Below are 16,152 nucleotides of genomic sequence, written 5' to 3' on the forward strand. Positions count from 1 at the left end.
CGACGGAGCGACCGCACCGGGGCAAAACAATATGAAAGGTACGCGCCAACAAAAACGACGCAGTTTGGGCGGCGTTTTTGTCGACGCGGACCCAAACAAGCGGTTCACCTGTAGCGAACCGGAGGCGGCACAATAAAGCTGAATGACCACCTCGACTTGTTCCCTTCGCGAGCCTTAACTCGATCAGGTTCCACGGATCCCGCTGATGCGATCTCAGCCAGGTTATCAACCCGGCACTCCGACAAGACCGCGCCAGAGTAACGCCGCCCCCGCACCGGGAGCAAGTTGTACAGCCCAAAAATCGGCGGTTATGATCGCAGCTTTCCGTTTCACCACTGCCGAGTCGAACTTCTCATGCCCAAGGCGTCCATTGTTTCCTCCGCCCACCTGAGCGAACGCAGCAGCGAACTCAGCGAATTCGAATACGCGTTAATCACCGCTGAAAACACCTTTTCGCGCTGGCTGGTGCACTGCATGACCGCCGCCGGCAACGAGGAAATGAGCCCCATCGATATTCTGGTGCTGCACAACGTCTACCACCGCCAGCGGCCCAAACGCATCGCCGATGTGTGCTTCGTGCTCAATGTGGAAGACACCCATACGGTGTCTTATTCGCTGCGCAAACTCGGCAAGATGGGCTTGGTAGAGAGCAAAAAAGTCGGCAAGGAGACCTTCTACACCACCACCGCTGAAGGCGAAGCCCTGTGCCTGCGCTACCGCGATATCCGCAACGACTGCCTGCTCGACTGGCTCGAAAACCTGGGCATCGACGCCACCGAACTGAGCGACATGGCCAAGAAACTGCGCACGATTTCTACCCTCTACGATCAGGCCGCCCGCGCCGCTGCGTCGCTGTAAAAAAACCCGGCGCTGCGAGGCAGGGCCGGGTGGGTTTAGCTAGGGTAGGTTCTGGGGTTAACCACGCAGCTCAGTAGAGGTAGACCGCACCAGATAAAGGCATCGTGTTGTCGGCCAGAGGGTCAAAGCCCTCAGGCAGGTCGTCGCCGTCCAAACCACCCACGCCTTGGCCTTTGCTGTCTTCACCTTCCGCGCCCACCGCCAGGGTTTGGCCGTCACCACTGAGGGACAGGGCCTTGCCGAAATAATCCGCTCCTCCGGTATTGGACGCCTTAAGATAGCTTTCAAACTGCCAGCTTCCGTCGGGCTTGACGACGTAGCTATAGGCGGCACCGGCATAGCCAACCGTATCATCCTCGTCGTTACCATTCAGGCCGGTGGCGTTGCTGCGCTCCCCCTTCGCCCCCACGGCCAGTCGCTGGCCATCGGCGCTAAGGCTGACGGAGGTGCCGAAGCTGTCCCCCTCGCCGGTATTGCTCGCCTTGATATAAGCCTGCTGTTCCCAGGTGTTGTTGCTATCCAGGCCGAACAGATAGACCGCACCTGAATCAGGCGCGTCGCCATCGCCGGTTTCCGGTGGTGAGAGATGGACGCTTTGAGCAGAGTGATCTTCATACTGTGCCCCCACTGCCAACACCCTACCGTCGCCGTTCAGGCTGACGGAAATGCCAAACCAGTCGCCCTCGCCGGTATTGCTGGCCTTGATGTAGGCCTGCTGTGTCCAAGCGCCGTTGTCCGCGCCAAACAGATAGACCGCACCTGAATAAGGCGCATCGTTATTATTGTCGTCGTCTTTCGTTGTTGGTTGATCGTCACCGACCAATACGTCTGTAGCCGAGCTGTCTTCATACGGCGCACCCACCGCCACCAAGGTACCGGCATCGTTCAGACTCACGGAACCACCAAACAGATCATCAGGTTCAGCATTGCTCGCAGAGAGGCTGGCCTGTTGCTTCCAGTCTGTGGTGTCTTCAGGGGTTTCGTCATTGGGTACGAAAATGAAGGCGTAGCCAAGTTTAGTGGCACTTCCAGCTAGACCGTCTGCTCCCACCGCCAGCACCGTTCCGTCTTTATTCAGGCTGACGGAGATGCCGAATCGGCCATAATCGCCATCGTCATCGTCATCGACCGTGATGACGGTCTGTTCCTTCCAAACCCCCTCGCTGTCCGGGCTGAAAAGATAGACGGCACCGTTATTTTTATTTTCTCCAGACGCCCCAACCGCCAACACATCGCCCGCATCGTTCAGACTGACAGAGGCGCCGAAGTTATCGAATGTCGTCGTATCCTTTGCCCGGATAAGCTGCCGCGCTTGCCAGTTGCCCTGGGCGTCCTGGCTAAAAAGATAGACAGCGCCGGAGTACCACGCATTATTGTCAGCGCCTCTTTCATTGACCGCCCCAACCGCCAGCACCGTGCCGTCCTGGTTCAGGCTGACGGTGTTTCCAAATTTGTCTCCCTCCCCTGTATTACTCGCTTTCAGGTAGCCGATGCCTTCGACCAGATGGTTGAGCTCGGGATTGCCATCGATCATCAAAGCCCGGCCTTCGGTGCAGCCATCTTCGTTACAACTGCTCAGCAGATACTGGGCGTGGGCGCGCGCATAGAGCGGGACTTTCAGGCGGTACTCGTGGGTATCGGCGGGAAGTTCGGCCAACATCGTCCAATCTTCGGGGCCGGCTTTGCCATCCGGGTCTTCGTGGAGTTGGTAGTGGGTGGCACCTTCAACCGCCGGCCAACGGAAGTGGAAGGTTTTGATGCCGTCCAACTTAAGACTGAACTCAGTGACCGGCTCTGTTGGGTCTGTTGGATCAATAGGTCCAGTAGAGTCGGAATCGCAGCCACTCAGCACGATGGCGAGCAGCAGGGCGCTGATTATTTTGGGTGGGGTGAGATGCTTCATAACGTGCCTCAAAACAGGGTTGAATGGGCCCGGCCAGTGAGTGACCAGAGGGTTATTCAGAGGCTCTGTTATAAAGCACAGTCGTTGTATTTAGGGTTTGAATAAACGTGTTATTTTTCAGGAAAATCGGCTAAATCGTTTGAAAAATCGCAAATAGTTGGTTTTGGTTGAATCATGACGCAAACGCCGTTTGGGCGGCGGCGTTATCCGCCCAGGCTGGCTTAAAAATGGTGCGATACATAGCGTGCCTCAGAGCAGGGCTGACGTATCCCGAGCCAGGGTGTTATTCAGACCTTCTGCTATAAAGCAGAGTTGTTTTATTCCTCGGTTAGATAATCGCAACGGGTTGCCATTGGCTGGAAGACGAAGCCTCGGGCAATCTTCTCGACGCTGAAAACGACGCCCTTTGCCTCTGCGCGCCATTGAATACAATTTGTATTCAATTTTTATTGACTCTGAATTTTATGACTGTTTATAGTGACCTCACTAGAAAGAAAAACCGCAAATCACGCCTTAAATCACTAAAAAGATTCCCGACGAGGAATCACCAATAACGATAAAAAAGCGATCCGTGAGAGGCGTCAAAACCAATGACCTTGCACCAACTGCCAACCCGCCATGTCCGGCTGACCCTTACTGCGGTTAACCGTCTCAATGTCGTGGTTCGCCGCTGAACGATCGCACCTTGCACCCTTCGTTCGCTGCGGCGGACTCAATTGATGACTGAGGATTCGGACATGAAACAACTGATCAAACCCCTGGCGCTCAGCGCCATCACCGCTCTGGCTGCGGCCACCGCCCAGGCCGACATCAAGTGGGACATGCCAACGCCTTACGCCGACGGCACCCACCACACCCAAAACATTCGCCAGTTCGCTGAAGATGTGGCTGCGGCCACCGACGGCGAGATGGAAATTGTCGTGCACTCCGGTGCCTCCCTGGTAAAACACCCGGAAATTCACCGCGCCGTGCGCTCCGGCCAGGTGCCGATTGGCGAAGTCTTTATGGGCTTGCTGGGTAACGAAAACCCGCTCTACCAGGCCGACAATATTCCCTTTTTGGTCACCAGTTTCGATGGCGCCAAAGCATTATGGGATGCCACTCGCCCAGACGTTGAAGCTGCTCTGGCGGAGCAAGGTCTGCAACTGTTGTACGCTGTGCCGTGGCCACCGCAGGGTTTCTACAGCAAAGAAGAAATCACCAGCGGTGCCGACTTCGAAGGCATGAGAATGCGCGCCTACAGCGCCTCGACGTCGCGTATGGCTGAACTGCTGGGTGCAACCCCGACCACCGTACAGACGCCGGAAATTCCGCAGGCGTTCAGCACCGGCATCATCGAAGCCATGGCCACGTCGCCGACCACCGGCGTTTCCAGCCAGGCCTGGGACTACACCGATTACTACCTGGACGCCCGCGCCTGGATTCCGAAAAACATGGTGTTCGTGAACGCCCGTGCCTTCAGCCGTCTGCCGGCGGAGGTTCAGGAAGCCGTTTTGGAAGCGGCTGCCGCTGCTGAAACCCGCGGCTGGGAAATGGCCATCGCCGAAACCGATGCCAAGACGGCTGAGCTGGCCGAAAACGGCATGACCGTTTACAGCCCCAATGCCGACCTTACCGAAACGCTGGGCAATGTTGGCCAGACCATGACCAATGAATGGTTCGACGAAATGGGTTACGACAGCGATAACCCCATCGCCGATATCGTCGGTCAGTAACGCAACACGCCGGCCGGCCAGAAACCCTTTCGCTGACCGGCCGTTTTCCCTTGGGGTGTGCTCCTTTTGGAGTGTATTGCGCCCCGCTTTTTCTCGGAGCCAACGCCATGATTAATCGTTTGCTCAATGGCCTCTATGCGCTCGGTCTGGTGCTGGCCGCTTCCAGCCTGGCGGGTATCGGCCTGCTGATTCTGGCGCAAATTGTCGGGCGCTGGTTCGGCATCATCGTGCCCTCGGCTGAAGACTTCACCGGCTTTTTATTGGTCTCGGTGTTGTTCTATGGGCTGGCTTACAGCTTTCGTCACAACGCCCATATTCGAGTGGTGTTGTTGCTCGAGCGTCTCGGCAACAAGCGCCGCTTTGCCGAAATTTTCGGTCTGACCTTGCTACTCGGTCTGACGCTCTATCTGACCATCGCCTTCAGCCGTTTTGTGCTGGAAACCCACGCCTTCGGCGACGTCAGCACCGGCATGGTCGCGGTGCCGTTATGGATTCCGCAAAGCTCCATGGTGTTTGGCATGGCGCTGTTCTGCCTGGCCGTTTTCGAAGATTGGCTGCGCGCCATCAGCGGTCGAACACCCAGCTACATCCTCGCCGAAGCTAGCGGCGAGGGCACCGAATAGAGGCCGAAAAATGGACCCCATTGTTATTTCCATCATTCTGGTCGTCGTCCTGTTCACCCTGCTCAGCCTGGGTGTGTGGGTAGCCGGCTCGCTGTTTTTAATCGGCTTGCTGGCGCTGGTACTGAACGACCAATTCGCCATCGGCATGGTGGTCTCGACCTCCACCTGGGGCGGCAGCGCTTCCTGGACTTTAGCAGCCTTACCGCTGTTTATCTGGATGGGCGAGATCCTGTTTCGTACCCGTTTATCGGAAGATTTATTCAACGGCCTGGCGCCCTGGCTCGATAAAATTCCCGGCGGTTTGCTGCACGTCAATGTGCTCGGTTGCAGTCTGTTTGCGGCGGTGTCCGGATCGTCGGCGGCGACGACAGCAACCGTCGGCAAATTCAGTTTGCAGGAACTGAAAAAGCGCGACTATCACGAGTCGATGGCCATCGGCACCCTGGCCGGTTCCGGCACGCTCGGCTTTTTAATTCCGCCGTCGATTATTCTGATCGTCTACGGTGTGTCGGCCGAGGTTTCGGTATCGCGGTTATTTATGGCCGGTGCGTTGCCTGGTTTGATGTTGGCGGCTTTGTTTATTGCTTATGTGGTGCTGTGGTCTTTGTTGAACAAAGCCAAGGCCGCACCACTGGGCGAACCGATGAGTTTTATGGAAAAACTCAAGCAATCACGCCGGCTGTTATCCATCGCCACGCTGATCACTTTTGTTATCGGTTCCATCTATATGGGTTGGGCCACGGCGACTGAAGCGGCCACGCTCGGTGTGCTCGGTTCGCTGATTCTGGCAAAGCTCGGCGGCAACCTGAACTGGACGCTGTTCCGACAATCGCTGATCGGCGCCACCGGCATGTCGTGCATGATTCTGTTGATTCTCGCCGGTGCGCATCTGCTGACCACGGCCATGGGTTTTCTGCGCATCCCCGCCATGCTCGCCGAGTTTGTGGCCAGCATGGATTTGTCGGTCGCCATGTTGCTGATCGCCCTAACGATTCTCTTTGTCATTCTCGGCTGCTTTCTCGACGGCATTTCGGTGGTGGTGCTGACCACCTCGGTGATCCTGCCATTGGTGGATGCTGCCGGCATTAATCTGCTCTGGTTCGGTATTTATTTGGTGCTGGTGGTGGAGATGTCGCAGATCACCCCGCCGGTCGGTTTTAACCTCTTTGTTATTCAGTCGCTGACCGGTAAAGACATCTTCACCGTCGCCCGTTATGCACTGCCGTTTTTCCTGATACTGATTTTGGCCGTGGTGCTGATCACTGTGTTCCCGCAGATCGCCTTGTGGTTACCGACGGTGCTGAACAACTGATCGTGAACAGAATTTTTTCGGAGAATATTTCGCTATGAGTACGCCAAGCCCTGCAACAACACCCTGGTCTTTTTGGGTGGACCGTGGCGGCACCTTCACCGACATAGTGGCGCGCAAACCCGACGGTGAATTAATCAGTCATAAACTTTTGTCCGACAACCCGGCGCAGTATCGCGATGCGGTCATCCAAGGCATTCGCGACCTGATGGGATTGGCAAAAGGCGCGCGCATTCCGGTCGAACAGATCGATGCCATCAAGATGGGCACCACCGTCGCCACCAATGCGTTACTCGAGCATAAAGGCGAGCCAACCTTGCTGTTAACCACGCGCGGTTTTGCTGACGTTTTGCGCATCGGTTATCAATCGCGGCCGGATTTGTTCGCCATTAATATCGAACTGCCGCAGATGATTTATGCCCGGGTCGAAGAGCTCAACGAACGCCTCGATGCGCAAGGTCAGGTGCTGGAAACGCTCGATCTGGAACAGGCGCGCCGCGTGCTGCAAGCCGCATTCGACGACGGCCTGCGCGCCTGCGCCATTGTGCTGATGCATTCCTATCGCAACGGCAGCCACGAACAGCAGGTTGCGGCGCTGGCAAGAGAGATCGGTTTTACGCAGGTGACGGCTTCCAGCGAAGCCAGCCCGCTGATGAAAATTGTCAGCCGTGGCGATACCGCTGTGGTCGATGCTTATTTATCGCCCATTCTAAAAAGCTACGTTAATCAGGTGGCCAGCGAACTCGACGATTTCGTCGACGAACCCGGCCGCCTGATGTTTATGCAATCCAACGGTGGCCTCACCGATGCGCAGTTGTTCAACGGCAAAGACGCTATTTTAAGTGGCCCGGCTGGTGGCGTAGTCGGGATGGTAAAAACCGCTGACCAGGCCGGTTTCGATAAGCTGATCGGTTTCGATATGGGCGGCACCTCGACCGACGTTTGCCACTATCAGGGTGAATACGAACGCGCCTTTGAAACCAAGGTCGCCGGCTTCCGTTTGCAGACACCGATGATGTCGATTCACACCGTCGCCGCCGGTGGTGGTTCCATTCTCAATTTCGACGGCAGCCGCTTCCGCGTCGGCCCGGATTCCGCCGGCGCCTTTCCCGGCCCGGCCTGTTATCGCAATGGCGGCCCGCTCACCGTCACCGACTGCAACGTTATGCTCGGCAAATTACAGCCCGATTATTTTCCCAAGGTATTCGGCCCCAATGCCGACCAGCCATTGGATGTCGACGCTGTACGCCGTGGCTTCACCGAGATGGCCGCGAGCATCGAACAGCAGACCGGCCAGAGCTACACACCCGAACAAGTCGCCGAAGGTTTTCTGACCATCGCCGTCGACAATATGGCCAACGCCATCAAACACATTTCCACCCAGCGCGGTTACGACATTCAGGATTATGTGCTGTGCTGCTTCGGTGGCGCCGGTGGTCAACATGCCTGCCTGGTGGCCGAAGCGCTGGGCATGAAGAAGGTGTTTTTGCACCCCTATTCCGGCGTGCTTTCTGCCTACGGTATGGGGCTCGCCGATGTGCGTGATCTCAGTGAAGTCAGCGTCGAATTGCCGCTCGATGACGACAGCGTTGCCAAGCTGGATAGGCAGCAAATTGAACTGGCCGATAACGGCATCGCCAAGCTGGTCGATCAACGCGTTGCGCCTGATGCCATCGCAACCATCAGCCGGGTGCACGTGAAATACCAGGGTTCGGACACCACCTTGCTGGTGCCCTTCGGCAGCCGCGCCGATATTCAGGCCGCCTTCGAAGCCGAACATCGGCAGCGTTTTGGTTTTATCTCCGAACAAACGCCGCTGATTATCGAAGCGCTGCAAGTGGAAGCGCTCGGCGGTGGCACCGAACTGGGTGCCAGCGCATCGCCAAATCAGGCCGACGCCTCGGAACCGGTCTGCCACAACCTGACCACCGGTGGCGAGCAGTACCAGGCGCCGTTCTATCAACGCGATCAGTTAAAGGTTGGCGCTGCTATTAACGGGCCGGCGGTGATCATCGAAAAGACTGCGACCCTGGTGATTGAACCCGGTTGGCAGGCGGTGCTGACCGCGAACAACGACATCCTGCTCGAGCAGGTTGCCGTCACCCGCAGCACCACGCCCGACACCACTGAAGCCGACCCGATCACGCTGGAAATTTTCAACAATCTCTATATGCACATCGCCGAACAGATGGGCTTGGTACTGCAAAACACCGCCACCTCGGTGAACATCAAAGAGCGACTGGATTTCAGTTGCGCCATCTTCGATGCCGAGGGCGAACTGGTCGCCAACGCGCCGCATATGCCGGTGCATTTAGGGTCGATGAGTCATTCGATCAAAACCGTTATCGCCAAGAACTCCGGCAAGATGCGTGAGGGCGATGCCTACATGCTCAACGACCCTTACAACGGCGGCACCCACCTGCCCGACATCACCGTCATCAAGCCGGTGTTTATGGAGGGCGAAGTGGCGTTTTATGTCGCCTCGCGCGGTCACCACGCCGATGTGGGTGGCACCAGCCCCGGCTCGATGCCGTCTGACTCCAGCCACATCGACCAGGAAGGTGTGCTGCTCGATAACGTCAAGGTGGTCGACAGCGGCACCTTCCAGGAAGCCCTGGTGCGCGAGCTGTTCAGCGGCGCGCGTTATCCGGCGCGCAACATCGACGTCAATATCGCCGATCTGCGCGCCCAATTAGCGGCCTGCGAAGCCGGCATGCAAGCGCTGCATTCTGTGGTGAAACACTATGGCCTGGAGGTGGTGAGCGCTTACATGCGCCACGTTCAGTTCAACGCCGAAGAAAGCGTGCGCCGGGTCATCGACGTGCTCAGCGACGGCTCATTCGAGTATCCACTGGACGATGGTTCCGCCATCGCCGTATCGATCTCGGTCGACAAAACCAAGCGCGAAGCGACCATCGATTTCACCGGCACCAGCGGCCAGCATCCGCACAACTTCAACGCGCCTTTGGCGGTGACACACGCGGCGGTTTTGTACGTGTTCCGCTGCCTGGTCAACGACCAGATTCCGCTTAACGGCGGTTGTTTGCGGCCGCTGAACATCGTCGTGCCGGAAGGCTGTATGTTGAACCCGGTTTACCCGGCGGCCGTGGTGGCGGGCAATGTGGAAGTCTCACAAGTCGCGGTCGATGCTTTGTTCGGCGCGCTCGGTGTCGCGGCCGCGTCGCAAGGCACAATGAACAACCTGACCTGGGGCAACGACCAGTTCCAGTACTACGAAACCCTGTGCGGCGGCAGCGGCGCCACAGCCAAGGCCGATGGGGTCAGCGCGGTGCACACTCATATGACCAACTCGCGCTTAACCGACCCGGAAATTCTGGAGTGGCGTTTCCCGGTACGACTGGAAGAATTCCGCATTCGCGCAGACTCCGGCGGTAAAGGTCAACACAGCGGCGGCAACGGCGTGACCCGACGCATCCGCTTCCTGGAAAAAATGGATGTCAGTATTCTCTCGAACCGTCGTGAAGTTCCGCCTTACGGCATGGACGGCGGCGAGCCGGGACAGCAGGGTCACAATACCGTGATTCGCGCCGATGGCAGCGAAGAAACCCTGGCCGGAAAAGCCAGTACGGTTTTGGATGCGGGTGATCAGTTGCAGGTGGAAACGCCTGGGGGTGGTGGCTTCGGGAAAATTTGAATCGAAATCGCTGCTGGAGCGACGGGGTTGGGCAGCTCTGTCGGTGGGCGTTTGTCGCCATGGATGGCGACAACCGAGCTTACAGGGATGTACTTGCGGCGTCCCACCGGCAGAGCTGCCCGAGCTCGGCGCGGCCCAACAACCTCACAACAAGGAAACCAACCAATGTCACTTCACACCTGGTTCGCCTTCTTAAGCGTCGCTTTGATGGTGACATTTTCACCCGGCCCAGCGGTTGTATTGGCGCTAAGAAACGGCGCTCAGCATTCTTTCGGTTCAGCGCTGATCGCCATCACCGGCAACCTCAGCGCTATGCTGTTTTATGCGTTAATTGCCAGCGTCGGCGTGGTGGTTTTATTTGAAGTCTTTCCAACCGTCGTGCACTGGGTGCAGATATTTGGCGGGCTTTATCTGGTGTGGATCGGCATAAAACTCATTCGTGCCAGTTGGCAGCGCGTGCACCAAAAAGCGTCCTCGGTACAAGCACCCAAAAGCCGACTCAAACTCTATTTGGAAGCACTGTTGGTCGGGCTATCCAATCCCAAAGCCATCCTGTTTTATTCAGCGCTGTTTCCGCAGTTTATTGCGCGCGATGGCAATGTCGTCGGCCAGTCGATGCTGCTGGCATTTACCTTTGCAGCCTGCTCTTTTACGGCGCTCAGTTTTTACGCCTGGAGCGCGCGGACGCTAACTTCAAAATTCAGCAACGCAGGCTACAAAGCAGCCGCCAATGGCGCAACTGGCGCGGCCTTTATCGGCTTCGGCGGTGCGCTGATTTGGAAGTCGGCCTAGCGCAACATCAAAGGCGCTGGCCACTTTGATTCCACCCAGCGGATTCCATGGCGTGAATTTCCGCCATCAACCACCGGTGGAAAGCCTCAACCCGACTGTCTTGTTCAGGGCGCTCCAGACTGATCAGTACATAGTCGTATCCAGTCGGCACCATACCGAAAGGTGCAATCAGCCGACCGGCCATCAGGTCATCGTACACCAGGGGTAAAGGTCCGATCGCTGTGCCCAGACGATTCACCGCCGCCTGCAGCGCAAAGAAAAAATGATCGTAATATTGCTCGCTGGCTGCTGTAAATGAATGGCCGCTGGCGCGCTGCCAGCTATCCCAGGCGTCCGGTCGAGTGCGGCTGTGCAACAGCCGGGCATTGCTCAGATTGCGCTGTAATAGATTTTCCCAGCAATTCGGATCACAAACAGGACCCGCGACTTCCGACCACAGCGGCGTTAGCACAGCGTCATCCGGCAAACCAAAGTCGGTACGTCGAATGGCCAGATCACAGCCTTCCGCCAGTAAGTCGATCGGCCCTCCGGCCATGCGTAAATCAATGTTCAACTCGGGATGAGTGTCTCGGAACCGACCCAGTCGTGGCATCAGCCAACGCATCGCCAGGCTGGGCTCGCAGGAGATGGTTAACAGCGGCGAAGCGCTGTCGTGCAGATGCAAACCCTCGACCGCCTCGCCTAACTGATCCAGCGCGGTAGACGTGGCTCGCAACAGTCGCTCACCGGCCGGTGTCAGCCAGACGCGACGATTGCGGCGTTGAAACAGCGTCACGCCAAGCCGGTCTTCTATCTGCGCCACGGCCCGGCTGATCGCACCGTGTGTCAGGTGCAGCTCTTCAGCCGCTCGACTAAAGCTTTGGTGACGGGCCGCAGCTTCAAAAGCCGGCAAGGCCGACAGCGGAGGAAGCCGTCGCTTATTGTGAGTGTTGCTCACCATTTATCCCATTATTTTTCGTTTTAATCGCGTTAATGGGAATTTTAATATCGATTTACTCACCAATAAGCAAGGTTAATTAAACGTTATGGACATCAGTTTCTGGGAAATCACTGCCGTCGGCGTCATCACCTTATTGGCCGTTATCAGCCCCGGTCCCGACTTCGCCATGATCACCCGGTTGACGCTTGGCGGCGGCCGCCGGGCAGGACTGTTCGGCGCGCTGGGCATCGCTTGCGGCATCTCCGTTCATCTGAGTTACACCCTTATTGGGCTGGGCGTCTTGCTGGCAGAACAGCAGTGGCTGCTGACAACCTTGCGCTATCTGGGCGCGAGCTATCTGATCTGGCTGGGATTGGCCGCGTTTTGGCCGGACATTCGCGCCTGGGTGCGAGGGCAGCCCAGAGCAGCGGAACAGAACATCGACGCTGGCAGCCTGACTATGCGACCGGTAAAAGCATTCTGGCTGGGATTCGGCACCAATGCGCTGAACCCGAAAACCATGCTGTTTATTGTCGCCATCTTCAGCCAAGTGACTTCGCCGCAGACGCCGCTCTCCATCGAGCTGGCTTACGGTCTCTATATCGCCATTTGCCACCTGCTCTGGTTTGCCCTGGTCGCCACAGTACTAAGCTGGGCACCGCTGCGTCACAAAATGACCAGGATCAAAGCGCAGATCGAAAAGGGCGTTGGTCTGTGCTTAACCGCTTTTGGTATTAAATTGCTGGCCGGTTAGAGCAACACCTGATGACACAACATCCCCAATACAAACCCCAACACTGCGCCTAAAGGCGGTGTCCAATGGCGGCGTACCCGGGCTTGTGGAGCGATGTCCTGAAACACCAGATAGAGAATGCCACCGGCGGCAAACATCATAATGCTGGCGGTGATAACGGAACGTTCCTGCAGCAGAAAATAACCCAGACTGGCGGCTATCGGACCGAGAAAACTGAAGCCAAAAAAGATGATCAAAACCGGCCGGGCGCGCAGTCGGTTATGGCGTAATTCGCGATAGGCATTAAAGCCTTCCGGCAGGTTTTGAATACCGATCATCAAGGCCAACAACCAACCCAAATGCGGGTTGTAACCGAAGACAGCACCCAGACTGATGGCCTCGGGAATATAGTCCATCAACATGGCCATTAATTGCGCCATCGAACCACGCCGTTTCGACAGCCAGATGTCCATGCCACAGAACACACAGCCACCGGCGATAAACACCAACGCCAGGTGTAAGGGGCTCAGCTCTTTGATGCCCTCGGGCGTTAGCGCAAAGGCCACCGAGGCGAGCAAGATACCACCACCAAAAGCAATGATGCCGTGGATGACTTCACGCTTAATCGGGGTTTCGCGAAAACGCTCCAGACCGGCGATCATAGCGCCTACAAAGGCGCCCAGGCCCGACAACCAGGCGACCAGCAAAATATTGAACAGCGTAGCGTTCATAACGATTTTCTAGCGAACCTCTGAATCATCGACCCGCTCAACATACGCCATATCACTCATCAACATCTTGCGTTGGATCAGTGCGCCGCTTCCCAGGAATCGCCGATGCCCACATCAACGATCAAGGGCACATCCAGATGGGCACAATGCTGCATGCGGAAGCGAATGCCTGCGCACACTTCATCGAGTTCATCTTCGGGCACTTCAAACACCAGTTCATCGTGCACCTGCATCACCATTTTCGCTTTGTATTTTCCCGAGTGCAGCCAGTTGGCGACATCGACCATGGCCAATTTAATGATGTCGGCAGCGGTACCCTGCATCGGCGCGTTGATGGCGGTGCGTTCGGCGGCGCGACGCAGCATTTGTTTGCCGGCGTTGATGTCGGGCAGATACAGACGACGACCGTAAAGCGTTTCCACATAGCCAGTTTCGGCGGCCTCGGCACGGGTTTCATCCATATAGCGACGCACGCCCGGGTAACGTTCGAAGTAGGTATTCACATAGGTCTGGGCATCGGTGCGGCTGATGTTTAATTGCTTGGCCAGACCAAAGGCCGACATGCCGTAAATCAAACCGAAGTTAATCGCTTTCGCCGAGCGGCGCTGTTCGTTGCTGACCTCGTCTTCGGCGAGACCCATTACTTCGGCGGCAGTGGCGCGGTGAATATCGCGACCTTCGCGGAAGGCGTTGATTAAAGCCTCGTCCTGCGACAGGTGCGTCATGATGCGCAGTTCAATTTGCGAGTAGTCGGCGGCCACCACTTTGCAGCCTTTGGGCGCAACAAAACCACGACGAATCGAACGGCCTTCCTCGGTGCGCACCGGGATGTTTTGCAGGTTTGGATCGGTCGATGACAAACGGCCGGTTTGCGCGCCGGTCTGGTTATAAGAAGTATGCAAACGACCGGTGCCATCTTCGACCGATTCCGGCAGCGGATCGGTGTAGGTACCAACCAGTTTCGACAGATGCCGATACTGCAAAATCAGCGTCGGTAATTCATAACCCTGCTGCGACAGTTCGGTCAGCACTTCTTCGTTGGTCGAGGGCGCGCCGCTGGCGGTTTTTGAGACCACCGGCAGTTCCATTTTCTGGAACAACACCTCGCCCAACTGTTTCGGCGAACCCAGATTAAATTCAGTGCCCGCCAGTTCATGACACTGCTTTTCCAACTCGGCCAGACGCTCTTTAAAATCGTGACTGAGTTTGCGGATATAGCTGGTGTCGAGCAGGGTGCCGTTGTCTTCGACTTCGGCCAGCACTTTCGACAACGGCCGCTCGATGTGTTCATAAACGCCGGTCAAATCACGGCTGTTCAAACCCTGATCGAGCCATTCGCCCAAACGCAACGTCAGGTCAGCGCGTTCGGCAAACCAGGGACCGATTTCCGCCGGGTCGGCACTGGCGATCGGCAGCTGGCGCTTGCCGAATTTGCCGAGAAAATCTTCGATGGTTTTTGGTTCTTCGGCCAGATATTGCAGAAACAAATTATCCAGACTGAGCGGGCTGAAATGATTGCTTAAGCGGTTGTCGCGACGCACCGTGCTGTCGTAAACAAAAGCCATCAATAACGTATCGCGACCCAGATTGCTGGCCTTCAGTTTGCGCGGCGTCAGCACATGCCAGAAGGATTTAAAATCGTAGCCGGTTTTGCGCACCGAAAAACTGCCCAGGCGCGGCGCCAGTTTATCCCACAGATCGCTTTCACTGAGGGTCTCGCCCTGCTCGGCTTTTAACGGCACATAAGCACCGACACCGGCTTTAACGGCCAGCGCCAGGCCGACCAGATCGGACTGGTGATAGTGGCCAATTTCACGCACCGCCAGTACCGATAAATGACCGCTGTCATCGGCCAGTTTGAGGAATTTTTCCAAATCGTCAGCGTTGCTCAGTACGCTGTAGTTGGTCTCTTTGGGCGCTTCCAGACTGGGCCGGGTATCGGTTTTTTTCGTGCTATTGCCCGATGACGATTGTTGCGCGGCTTTGGCGGCCGCCGGGTCCTCGCTTTCGCCGGTCAGCTCGCGAATCCAGGTTTTGAATTCGAACTGACGATAGAGCGCCAGCAGCGCTTCGTTATCCGGGTCGGCCGGCGCCAGTGCATCGAGCGTGATATCGAGCTCAACGTCCAGTTTGATGGTCGCCAGATCGTAGCTGAGGTACGCCATCTCGCGGTGTTCTTCGAGCTTTTTCGCCATCGTTTTGGCACCGCGAAAATCAAGCTCAGCGATTTTGTCGAGATTGGCGTAAATATCGTCCAGGCCACCCAGGCCTTGAATCAACGCCAAGGCCGTTTTCTGACCGACGCCGGGCACGCCGGGAATGTTGTCGACCTTGTCGCCCATCAGCGCCAGATAATCGATCATCAAATCAGGCGGGAAGCCGTATTTGTTTTCCACGCCGGGAATGTCCAGCGTTTCGTTTTTCATGGTGTCGATCAGGGTGACGTGCTCGCTGACCAACTGCGCCATGTCTTTATCACCGGTGCTGACAATGCACTCCAGGCGTTTTTCGGTGGCTTCGCGCGCTAAGGTGCCGATGACATCGTCGGCCTCCACACCGCTGATCGACAACAGCGGCAAACCCAGCGCCCGCACCAGGGTATGAATGGGTTCAATCTGCTCCCTCAGCTCTTCCGGCATCGGCGGCCGGTTGGCCTTGTACTGCTCGTACATCTCGTTGCGGAAGGTGGGGCCTTTGGCGTCGAAAACGACGGCGATACAGCTGTCCGGATATTGATCGACCAGGCGCCGCAACATAGAGATCACGCCTTTGATGGCGCCAGTCTGGCGACCTTCAGAGTTGGTCAACGGTGGCAGCGCATGGAAGGCGCGGAACAAATAAGAAGAGCCATCCACCAGCACCACGGGCCCGGTTTTGTTGTCAGCCATAGCAGCAAATTCCTTGATGAGACCGG

The 16,152-nt window shown here is 56.8% G+C and carries 11 protein-coding genes and 1 riboswitch; of the genes, 7 read left to right on the forward strand and 4 right to left on the reverse strand.

What is annotated here, in order from left to right:
• Positions 1 to 143 precede the first annotated feature (143 nt).
• A riboswitch (TPP riboswitch) is annotated at positions 144 to 251 on the reverse strand.
• A gap of 103 nt (positions 252 to 354) precedes the next feature.
• Positions 355 to 858 carry a winged helix DNA-binding protein gene (locus tag ACXAE6_RS02885; RefSeq protein WP_475144230.1) on the forward strand — a complete coding sequence of 168 codons (504 nt, stop codon included), beginning with the start codon at positions 355 to 357 and terminating at the stop codon, positions 856 to 858.
• Between the two features lie 70 nt (positions 859 to 928).
• Here ACXAE6_RS02885 and ACXAE6_RS02890 read toward each other — a convergent pair whose 3' ends face one another.
• Complete coding sequence (locus ACXAE6_RS02890) at positions 929 to 2,761, reverse strand: hypothetical protein (RefSeq protein WP_475144234.1); 1,833 nt, start codon at positions 2,759 to 2,761, stop codon at positions 929 to 931.
• Positions 2,762 to 3,498: 737 nt separating this feature from the next.
• Here ACXAE6_RS02890 and ACXAE6_RS02895 point away from each other — a divergent pair.
• The 5 genes from ACXAE6_RS02895 (at position 3,499) to ACXAE6_RS02915 (ending at position 10,855) form a co-directional block, all read left to right on the forward strand.
• Positions 3,499 to 4,476, forward strand: coding sequence for a TRAP transporter substrate-binding protein (locus ACXAE6_RS02895; protein WP_475144238.1), 978 nt, complete (start codon positions 3,499 to 3,501; stop codon positions 4,474 to 4,476).
• A 107-nt stretch (positions 4,477 to 4,583) separates the two neighbouring features.
• Positions 4,584 to 5,099, forward strand: a complete 516-nt coding sequence (locus ACXAE6_RS02900) for a TRAP transporter small permease (RefSeq protein WP_475144241.1) — start codon at positions 4,584 to 4,586, stop codon at positions 5,097 to 5,099.
• A 10-nt stretch (positions 5,100 to 5,109) separates the two neighbouring features.
• A complete protein-coding gene (locus ACXAE6_RS02905; RefSeq protein ID WP_475144244.1) occupies positions 5,110 to 6,411 on the forward strand; it encodes a TRAP transporter large permease in 1,302 nt (433 codons plus the stop codon).
• A 34-nt stretch (positions 6,412 to 6,445) separates the two neighbouring features.
• Entirely contained in the window at positions 6,446 to 10,063 is a 3,618-nt protein-coding gene (locus ACXAE6_RS02910; protein ID WP_475144247.1) for a hydantoinase B/oxoprolinase family protein, read from the forward strand.
• 165 nt (positions 10,064 to 10,228) lie between these two features.
• The gene (locus ACXAE6_RS02915; protein WP_475144250.1) at positions 10,229 to 10,855 is read left to right on the forward strand and encodes a LysE family translocator; all 627 of its coding nucleotides are present in this window, start codon (positions 10,229 to 10,231) and stop codon (positions 10,853 to 10,855) included.
• A 7-nt stretch (positions 10,856 to 10,862) separates the two neighbouring features.
• Here the strand turns inward: ACXAE6_RS02915 and ACXAE6_RS02920 are convergent, their stop codons facing one another.
• The gene (locus ACXAE6_RS02920; RefSeq protein ID WP_475144254.1) at positions 10,863 to 11,795 is read right to left on the reverse strand and encodes a LysR substrate-binding domain-containing protein; all 933 of its coding nucleotides are present in this window, start codon (positions 11,793 to 11,795) and stop codon (positions 10,863 to 10,865) included.
• Between the two features lie 85 nt (positions 11,796 to 11,880).
• Here ACXAE6_RS02920 and ACXAE6_RS02925 point away from each other — a divergent pair, with 85 nt between their 5' ends.
• A complete protein-coding gene (locus tag ACXAE6_RS02925) occupies positions 11,881 to 12,528 on the forward strand; it encodes a LysE family translocator (protein WP_475144258.1) in 648 nt (215 codons plus the stop codon).
• Here ACXAE6_RS02925 and ACXAE6_RS02930 read toward each other — a convergent pair.
• On the reverse strand, positions 12,525 to 13,238 hold the full coding sequence (locus ACXAE6_RS02930) for a ZIP family metal transporter (protein WP_475144261.1): 714 nt from the start codon (positions 13,236 to 13,238) through the stop codon (positions 12,525 to 12,527). The two genes, ACXAE6_RS02925 and ACXAE6_RS02930, sit on opposite strands and share 4 nt — an antisense overlap.
• Positions 13,239 to 13,315: 77 nt before the next feature.
• Complete coding sequence (gene polA / locus ACXAE6_RS02935) at positions 13,316 to 16,126, reverse strand: DNA polymerase I (RefSeq protein WP_475144263.1); 2,811 nt, start codon at positions 16,124 to 16,126, stop codon at positions 13,316 to 13,318.
• Between the last annotated feature and the right edge of the window lie 26 nt (positions 16,127 to 16,152).

Source organism: Saccharospirillum sp. ABV4_185, from assembly GCF_056159245.1.

Coding starts and splice junctions, on each gene's coding strand:
- ACXAE6_RS02895 (WP_475144238.1), top strand. CDS start 3,499: ATGAAACAACTGATCAAACCCCTGGCGCTCAGCGCCATCACCGCTCTG.
- ACXAE6_RS02930 (WP_475144261.1), bottom strand. CDS start 13,238: ATGAACGCTACGCTGTTCAATATTTTGCTGGTCGCCTGGTTGTCGGGC.
- ACXAE6_RS02890 (WP_475144234.1), bottom strand. CDS start 2,761: ATGAAGCATCTCACCCCACCCAAAATAATCAGCGCCCTGCTGCTCGCC.
- polA (WP_475144263.1), bottom strand. CDS start 16,126: ATGGCTGACAACAAAACCGGGCCCGTGGTGCTGGTGGATGGCTCTTCT.
- ACXAE6_RS02920 (WP_475144254.1), bottom strand. CDS start 11,795: ATGGTGAGCAACACTCACAATAAGCGACGGCTTCCTCCGCTGTCGGCC.
- ACXAE6_RS02905 (WP_475144244.1), top strand. CDS start 5,110: ATGGACCCCATTGTTATTTCCATCATTCTGGTCGTCGTCCTGTTCACC.
- ACXAE6_RS02885 (WP_475144230.1), top strand. CDS start 355: ATGCCCAAGGCGTCCATTGTTTCCTCCGCCCACCTGAGCGAACGCAGC.
- ACXAE6_RS02910 (WP_475144247.1), top strand. CDS start 6,446: ATGAGTACGCCAAGCCCTGCAACAACACCCTGGTCTTTTTGGGTGGAC.
- ACXAE6_RS02900 (WP_475144241.1), top strand. CDS start 4,584: ATGATTAATCGTTTGCTCAATGGCCTCTATGCGCTCGGTCTGGTGCTG.
- ACXAE6_RS02925 (WP_475144258.1), top strand. CDS start 11,881: ATGGACATCAGTTTCTGGGAAATCACTGCCGTCGGCGTCATCACCTTA.
- ACXAE6_RS02915 (WP_475144250.1), top strand. CDS start 10,229: ATGTCACTTCACACCTGGTTCGCCTTCTTAAGCGTCGCTTTGATGGTG.